This window comes from Pseudomonas sp. R62 (genome assembly GCF_000257605.1).
Classification (GTDB): domain Bacteria; phylum Pseudomonadota; class Gammaproteobacteria; order Pseudomonadales; family Pseudomonadaceae; genus Aquipseudomonas; species Aquipseudomonas atacamensis.
The window spans coordinates 2,395,054-2,401,997 of sequence record NZ_JH635999.1 but is presented as its reverse complement, the minus strand read 5'-3'; the positions used below and the strand labels follow the sequence as shown (position 1 = coordinate 2,401,997).

General features: G+C 60.9%; 5 protein-coding genes and 2 pseudogenes. 5 read left to right on the top strand and 2 right to left on the bottom strand.

The genetic code is table 11. The features are described 5' to 3' along the window. Positions 1 to 21: 21 nt before the first annotated feature. Entirely contained in the window at positions 22 to 1,068 is a 1,047-nt protein-coding gene (locus OQK_RS28565; protein WP_016775480.1) for an FAD:protein FMN transferase, read from the top strand. Positions 1,069 to 1,269: 201 nt separating this feature from the next. Beyond that, entirely contained in the window at positions 1,270 to 2,664 is a 1,395-nt protein-coding gene (gene sthA / locus OQK_RS28560; protein ID WP_016775479.1) for a Si-specific NAD(P)(+) transhydrogenase, read from the top strand. Between the two features lie 42 nt (positions 2,665 to 2,706). On the opposite strand, the gene OQK_RS28555 is transcribed toward sthA, so the two are convergent. Continuing rightward, positions 2,707 to 3,429, bottom strand: a complete 723-nt coding sequence (locus tag OQK_RS28555; protein ID WP_008087738.1) for a glycerophosphodiester phosphodiesterase — start codon at positions 3,427 to 3,429, stop codon at positions 2,707 to 2,709. Between the two features lie 14 nt (positions 3,430 to 3,443). Then, positions 3,444 to 4,025, bottom strand: coding sequence for a PilZ domain-containing protein (locus OQK_RS28550; protein ID WP_016775478.1), 582 nt, complete (start codon positions 4,023 to 4,025; stop codon positions 3,444 to 3,446). A gap of 94 nt (positions 4,026 to 4,119) precedes the next feature. Between OQK_RS28550 and OQK_RS28545 the strand changes: the two are divergent. From OQK_RS28545 to OQK_RS28535, 3 genes and pseudogenes are all read left to right on the top strand, one after another. Next, positions 4,120 to 5,371 (top strand): annotated as a pseudogene (locus OQK_RS28545) (lipoprotein-releasing ABC transporter permease subunit). Next, positions 5,364 to 6,062, top strand: a complete 699-nt coding sequence (gene lolD, locus OQK_RS28540; RefSeq protein ID WP_024013628.1) for a lipoprotein-releasing ABC transporter ATP-binding protein LolD — start codon at positions 5,364 to 5,366, stop codon at positions 6,060 to 6,062. The pseudogene OQK_RS28545 and the gene lolD overlap by 8 nt, the downstream one beginning before the upstream one ends. Before the next feature lie 63 nt (positions 6,063 to 6,125). Continuing rightward, positions 6,126 to 6,935: pseudogene (locus OQK_RS28535) on the top strand (ABC transporter permease); the annotation flags it as partial. Positions 6,936 to 6,944: the final 9 nt, after the last annotated feature.

Here is a 6,944-nt window from a genome sequence, read left to right as displayed (position 1 = left end):
AGCGGGCGCTTGTAGTTCATAATGGCCGCCGTGGTTTTGCGGGGAGATGAAGAATTGTTAACTGGACGCTGGTGGGGGGCTGTGGTGTTGGCGGTGGCAATCGGCGGCTGCGGCACCGGCGATTCCCTGGAACAGGTTGGCGGTTCGACCATGGGCAGCACCTGGTCGGTCAAGTACGTGCGCCACGCCGCGGGCGCCGATCCTGCGCGGGTGCGCGGCGAAGTGCAGGCCATCCTCGGTGAAGTCGATCAACAGCTGTCGACTTACCGAAGTGACTCCGCCATCCAGCGTTTCAACGCGTTGCCCGCCGATAGCTGCCAAGCCATGCCGGCAGCGGTGCTCGAATTGGTCCGCATCGGCGAACAGCTTTCAACGCAAAGCGAAGGCTCCTACGACCTGACCGTGGAACCGCTGCTGGACCTCTGGGGATTCGGCCCGCAAGGACGCGAAGAAAAGATCCCTGATGCGGCCGCTGTGGCCGAGGTCATGCAGCGAGTCGGTCATCAGCATCTGCGCATCGACGGCGAGCAGTTGTGCAAGGACGCCGCCGTCGAAGTCGACTTCAACAGTATTGCCGCCGGTTACGCCGTGGATGCCATCGCCGCCAGATTGCAGGGCATGGGCATCGACAATTATCTGGTCGAAGCCACGGGCGAACTCAAAGCCCGGGGTAAGAAGCCGGATGGTTCAGCGTGGCGCATCGCTCTCGAAGAGCCTCGCGATGACCAGCAAGTGGCCGAGCGGATTATCGATGTCGATGGCTACGGCGTGTCCACCTCCGGTGACTACCACCATTATTTTCTGCAGGACGGTCGGCGTTATTCCCACACCTTCGATGCACGCAGCGGGCGACCGGTCCTACACGACCTGGCGTCAGTCACGGTGATTCATCCTTCAGCGTTGATGGCCGATGGACTATCGACGCTGTTGCTGATTCTCGGGCCGGAAAGGGCGCGGGACTATGCCCAAAAACATGACATTGCTGCATTCTTTGTCTTGCGTGCCGATACAGGTTTCGTCACCCGCAGCAGTCAGGCATTTGCGCAGCTTGTCGGTGAAAAAAACTGACCGAAGACAAGACGAAAGCTGGCGTTGTAGTGCAGGCAAAAGTAGCCTACGACGCGACCAAGGGTTAATGTGCGCGGCGTTGACGCTTCTATAGACTGTGTCCGGGTTCTTCACTGGCCCCCAATTGTTCCTTCGCGCCGCCGTTCGGCGTGATTTAGCCGCCGGTGCTGCTGGCACCGCGGCCTGTTCTGAGGAGTACGCATGGCTGTCTACAACTACGACGTGGTGGTACTGGGTTCCGGCCCGGCGGGAGAAGGCGCGGCAATGAACGCCGCCAAAGCGGGGCGCAAGGTCGCGATGGTCGACAGCCGTCGTCAGGTCGGCGGCAACTGCACCCACCTCGGCACCATCCCGTCCAAGGCACTGCGTCACTCGGTGCGGCAGATCATGCAGTTCAACACCAACCCGATGTTCCGCGCGATCGGCGAGCCACGCTGGTTCTCTTTCCCGGACGTGTTGAAAAGCGCCGAAAAAGTCATTTCCAAACAAGTCGCATCGCGCACCGGCTACTACGCCCGTAACCGCGTCGACGTGTTCTTCGGTACCGGCAGCTTCGCCGACGAGCAAACCATCGAAGTGGTCTGCGGCAACGGCGTGGTGGAAAAACTGGTGGCCAAGCACATCATCATCGCCACCGGTTCGCGTCCGTATCGCCCGGCGGACATCGATTTCCACCACCCGCGTATCTACGATAGCGACACCATCCTCAGCCTCGGCCACACCCCGCGCAAACTGATCGTTTACGGCGCTGGTGTGATCGGTTGCGAATACGCATCGATCTTCAGTGGTCTGGGTGTGCTGGTCGAGCTGGTCGACAACCGTGGCCAGTTGCTGAGCTTCCTCGACTCGGAAATTTCCCAGGCGTTGAGCTACCACTTCAGCAACAACAACATCACCGTGCGTCACAACGAAGAGTACGACCGCGTCGAAGGCGTGGACAACGGTGTGATCCTGCATCTCAAATCCGGCAAGAAGATCAAGGCCGACGCCTTGCTCTGGTGCAACGGCCGTACCGGTAACACCGACACGCTGGGTCTGGAAAACATCGGGGTCAAGGTCAACAGCCGTGGCCAGATCGAAGTTGACCAGAACTACCGCACCTGCGTGGAAAACATCTACGGCGCCGGTGACGTGATCGGCTGGCCAAGCCTGGCCAGTGCCGCCCACGACCAGGGTCGTTCGGCCGCTGGCAGCATCGTCGACAATGGCAGCTGGCGCTTCGTCAATGACGTGCCGACCGGCATCTACACCATTCCGGAGATCAGCTCGATCGGCAAGAACGAGCAGGAGCTGACCCAGGCGAAAGTGCCGTACGAAGTCGGCAAGGCCTTCTTCAAGAGCATGGCTCGGGCGCAGATTGCCGGCGAGCCGCAGGGCATGCTGAAGATCCTCTTCCACCGCGAAACGCTGGAAGTGCTCGGCGTGCACTGCTTCGGTTATCAGGCGTCGGAGATCGTTCACATCGGTCAGGCGATCATGAACCAGCCGGGTGAGCTGAATACGCTGAAGTATTTCGTCAACACCACGTTCAACTACCCGACCATGGCGGAAGCCTATCGGGTAGCGGCGTACGACGGCCTCAACCGGCTTTTTTGACGGGCTCCGGCCGGTGGCCTGAGCCGGCCGGGGAGACCGATTTCAGCAATTCTCAAGGGTGGCAGTGGCCAAACCGGGAAAGTCTGTAATCAGGCTGTCAACGCCGAAGTCGGCGAGTCTGCGCATCAGCGCAGGCTCGTTGACGGTCCACACCGACACATGCAGGCCCTGACGCTGCGCCTTCTGCAGGCGTTCCGGCGTACACAGCGTCCAGTTCAAGGCGAGAATCTCGCAGCCGTAGCTCGCCGCGACTTTCAGCGGATCGAGCCAGGCATATTCGGCCACCAAGCCACGGGATACGTCGGGTACCAGATCCAGCGCTGCCTTCAAGACTTCCCGCGAACTCGAAGTGATCGTCACCTTGTCGAGCAGGCCGTGGCGCTGAGCCATTTCCCGAATCGCCAGCACGGTAGTCGCCGCGCGGGTGCGTGATGCGCTTTTGACTTCCAGCTGCCAGTGCTCGAAATCACATTGCTCGAACAACTCTTCCAGCGTCGGAATCGGGCACGGCTTGATCCAGCCCGGGCCGCCCTTGCGCGCGTCGTAGGTGACCAGCTCGGCAGCGGTGTGCTCGACGACTTTGCCGCGACGGTCGGTGGTGCGCTTGAGGGTCGGGTCATGGATGACCATCAGCTCGCCGTCCTTGGACAGGTGCAGATCCAGTTCGCAGCGGCGCACGCCGTGCTTGAGGCATTCCTGAAAGCTGCTCAGGGTGTTTTCCGGTGCTTCGCCCTTGGCGCCGCGGTGGCCGTAGATGAGGGTCACGGTGCTTCCTTAAGTTAAATGCCAGATTCGTTCTGTTCGCGGGCCAGACGGCGTTCCTGAGCCTGCTTTTGCAAGATGTAGCGCGCGAGCAATTGGCGCTGAGCATCGGTCGGACGCTCGAACTCGGTGCCGACGTCATAGCCATCGCCCTTGGGATCGCAATGGGTGACCCGGGCACGCAGCAGCAGGCCGAGTGCCTGCGGCATCAGCACCAGTTTCACCGACAGGTGTGCGCCAGTGGCAATCGGGGTCGGGTACTGAAAGTCGATCCCGCCCTCGGAGATGATCACCGGCTGTGGCTCGCCGATGTGGCCGAGCACGGTCAGGGCGATCACTTGGCTGAGCAGGTCAATGCGTTTGTTCTGCGATTTGAGAAACGCCGCGATGGCGCGGTCGCGCTCGCTGATCTGCCGCAACAGGTGCTGCGACTCGAATTCGCTCAGGTGCAGTTCGCTGAGCAGGTTGAAGAGTGGGGAAGCATCCTGCAACACTTCCTGGCCTGCGGCTTCGGGAGCGGACAGGGGCCGAATTTCCAGTGCGATCGTGTCCTCGATACGGTAGTATTCGCGGCGATCTTCTTCATCTAATGTCGACATGGCGAACCCATGGTAGCGGCGGTGGTCTGAGTGTAAAGCTGGTTTTCGACCCCCGCCACAAGGACGTTCCTTTTCCCTCCGAACAAGCCCCGACATGTTCAGACCTCTCTTCGTATTTATCGGCACGCGTTATACCCGTGCAAAGCGTCGCAATCATTTTGTGTCATTCATTTCCCTGACTTCGATGATCGGGCTCGCCCTTGGCGTGGTCGTGATGATCGTCGTGCTGTCGGTGATGAACGGCTTCGATCATGAGATGCGCACCCGCGTGCTGGGCATGGTGCCCCACGCCACTCTCGAGACCGGCGAGCCGATCAATGACTGGCAGAGCCTGGCCGACAAGGTCAAGCAGAACCGGCAGGTGACGGCGGTGGCGCCATTCACCCAGATGCAGGGCCTGCTGACCAACAACGGTCAGGTTTCCAAGGTGTTGCTCAATGCCATTGATCCTGCGCTCGAGCGCAATGTGTCGATCATCGACAACTTCATGAAGCAGGGCAAACTCGACGACCTGACACCGGGCAGCTTCGGCATCGTCATCGGCGACAAGGCGGCGACCAAGCTCGGCGTCGGCATCGGTGACAAGGGTCACCTTCGTCGCACCGGAGGTCAGCGTGACCCCGGCCGGGATGTTCCCGCGCATGAAGCGCTTCACCGTGGTCGGCATTTTCCATGTCGGCGCCGGTGAGCTCGACGGCTACCTCGGCGTGACCAATCTGCAGGATCTGGCGAAAATGCACCGCTGGAAAGCCGATCAGGTGCAGGGCCTGCGTCTGAAGTTCGACGACCTGTTCCAGGCACCGCGCGAGGCGTGGAATATTGCCCAGCAACTCGGCGAAGACCGCTACTACGCCCGCGACTGGACCCGTACCCACGGCAACCTGTATCAGGCGATCCGCATGGAAAAAGCCATGATCGGGCTGCTGTTGCTGCTGATCGTCGCGGTCGCCGCGTTCAACATTATTTCCACGCTGGTGATGGTGGTGAACGACAAGAAGGGTGACATCGCCATTCTGCGCACCCTAGGCGCTACTCCGGGCACGATCATGCGTACGTTCATGGTTCAGGGCACGGTGATCGGCGTGGTCGGCACGGCGATCGGCGCGGTGGTCGGGATCCTCGCGGCACTGAATGTCAGTGCGGCCATTTCGGCGCTTGAAGGGCTGATCGGGCACAAGTTCCTTAATGCTGACGTGTATTTCATTGATTATCTTCCTTCGCAGGTACAGAGCCAGGACGTCGTCATGGTCTGCGCCGCTGCGTTGGTCCTGAGTTTCCTCGCCACCCTGTATCCCGCCTGGCGTGCCGCGCGCACCCAGCCGGCGGAGGCGTTACGTTATGAGTGAGTCGGGCATGAGTGAACAAGCAATTCTGAGCTGCCGTAACCTGGGCAAGTCCTATGAGGAGGGCCCTGAGTCGGTACAAGTGCTGGCCGGCCTGCAACTGGAGTTGCACCCGGGCGAACGTGTAGCGATCGTGGGCAAATCCGGTTCCGGCAAGAGTACTTTGCTCAACCTGCTCGGCGGTCTCGATACGCCGAGCAAAGGCAGTGTCTGGCTCGACGGCGAAGAGCTGTCGGCATTAAGCGAGAAAAAGCGTGGCCTGCTGCGCAATCGCGCGCTTGGTTTCGTTTATCAGTTTCACCATTTGCTGCCGGAATTCACCGCGCTGGAAAACGTCTGCATGCCGCTGTTGATCGGCAAGACCGCCATCCCGGAGGCGCGTCAGCGTGCCACCGCTTTGCTGGAGCGTGTCGGTCTCGGCCATCGTCTGGAACACAAACCGGCGGAACTGTCCGGCGGCGAGCGTCAGCGCGTGGCCATCGCCCGTGCCCTGGTCAACAACCCGGGGCTGGTAATGCTCGATGAGCCAACCGGCAACCTCGACCTGCACACCGCCGAAGGCATTCAGGACCTGATGCTGGAACTGAGCACTTCGATGCGCACGGCGTTCCTGGTGGTGACGCACGACATGAACCTGGCTCGCCAGATGGACCGCGTCCTGCAATTGCAGGAAGGTTGCCTCACTCCCATCTGACTGGCTGAAACCGGGCGCCCGTAACGGCGCCGGGTCTTTTATTTCTATACGGTGCCCCAGCGAATGTTCAGACCGTTATCGATCTTTATCGGCACGCGCTATACCCGCGCCAAGCGCCGCAATCGCTTTGTTTCGTTCATTTCGATGACCTCGATGATCGGCCTCGCCCTCGGCGTGCTGGCGATGATCGTGGTGCTGTCGGTGATGAACGGCTTCCAGCGCGAAATGAGCTCGCGCATCCTCGGCATGGTGCCCCATGCGACCATCGTCGGCGTAAAGCCGATCGATGACTGGCAGCCAGTGGCCGCCGCTGCGATGAAAAATCCCGAAGTGACTGCCGCCGTGCCGTTCACCGAGATGGAAGGCATGCTGTCCTACAAGGGTTCGATGCAGCCGATTCAGATCAGCGGCGTTGATCCGGCCCAGGAAGGCAAGGTGTCGATCGTTGCCCAGCACATCGTCCAGGGGCGTCTCGATGCCTTGAAGCCGGGCGAATTCGGTGTGGTGATCGGTGAAATCACCGCGCGGCGTTTCCGCCTCAATGTCGGCGACAAGATCACTCTGATCGTCCCGGAAGTCAGCACCGCGCCGGGCGGTATCACCCCGCGCATGCAGCGCCTGAATGTGGTGGGCGTGTTCAAGGTCGGCGCCGAGCTGGACGGCTCGATGGGCCTGATCCACGTCGCCGATGCCGCGACCATGCAGCACTGGCAGCCGAATCAGGTGCAGAGCGTGCGGCTGGCAGTCAAGGATCTGTACGCCGCGCCGAAGGTGTCTGCGGACATTGCCGGTGGCCTCGGCGCTGACTTCAAGGCTGACGACTGGACTCACACCCAGGGCAGCCTGTTCAGCGCGATGAAGATGGAAAAAACCTGATCGGCT

Excerpts from the sequence above, each read along its gene's own strand:
- OQK_RS28550 (WP_016775478.1), bottom strand. The coding sequence starts at position 4,025 with ATGTCGACATTAGATGAAGAAGATCGCCGCGAATACTACCGTATCGAG.
- OQK_RS28565 (WP_016775480.1), top strand. The coding sequence starts at position 22 with ATGGCCGCCGTGGTTTTGCGGGGAGATGAAGAATTGTTAACTGGACGC.
- lolD (WP_024013628.1), top strand. The coding sequence starts at position 5,364 with ATGAGTGAGTCGGGCATGAGTGAACAAGCAATTCTGAGCTGCCGTAAC.
- sthA (WP_016775479.1), top strand. The coding sequence starts at position 1,270 with ATGGCTGTCTACAACTACGACGTGGTGGTACTGGGTTCCGGCCCGGCG.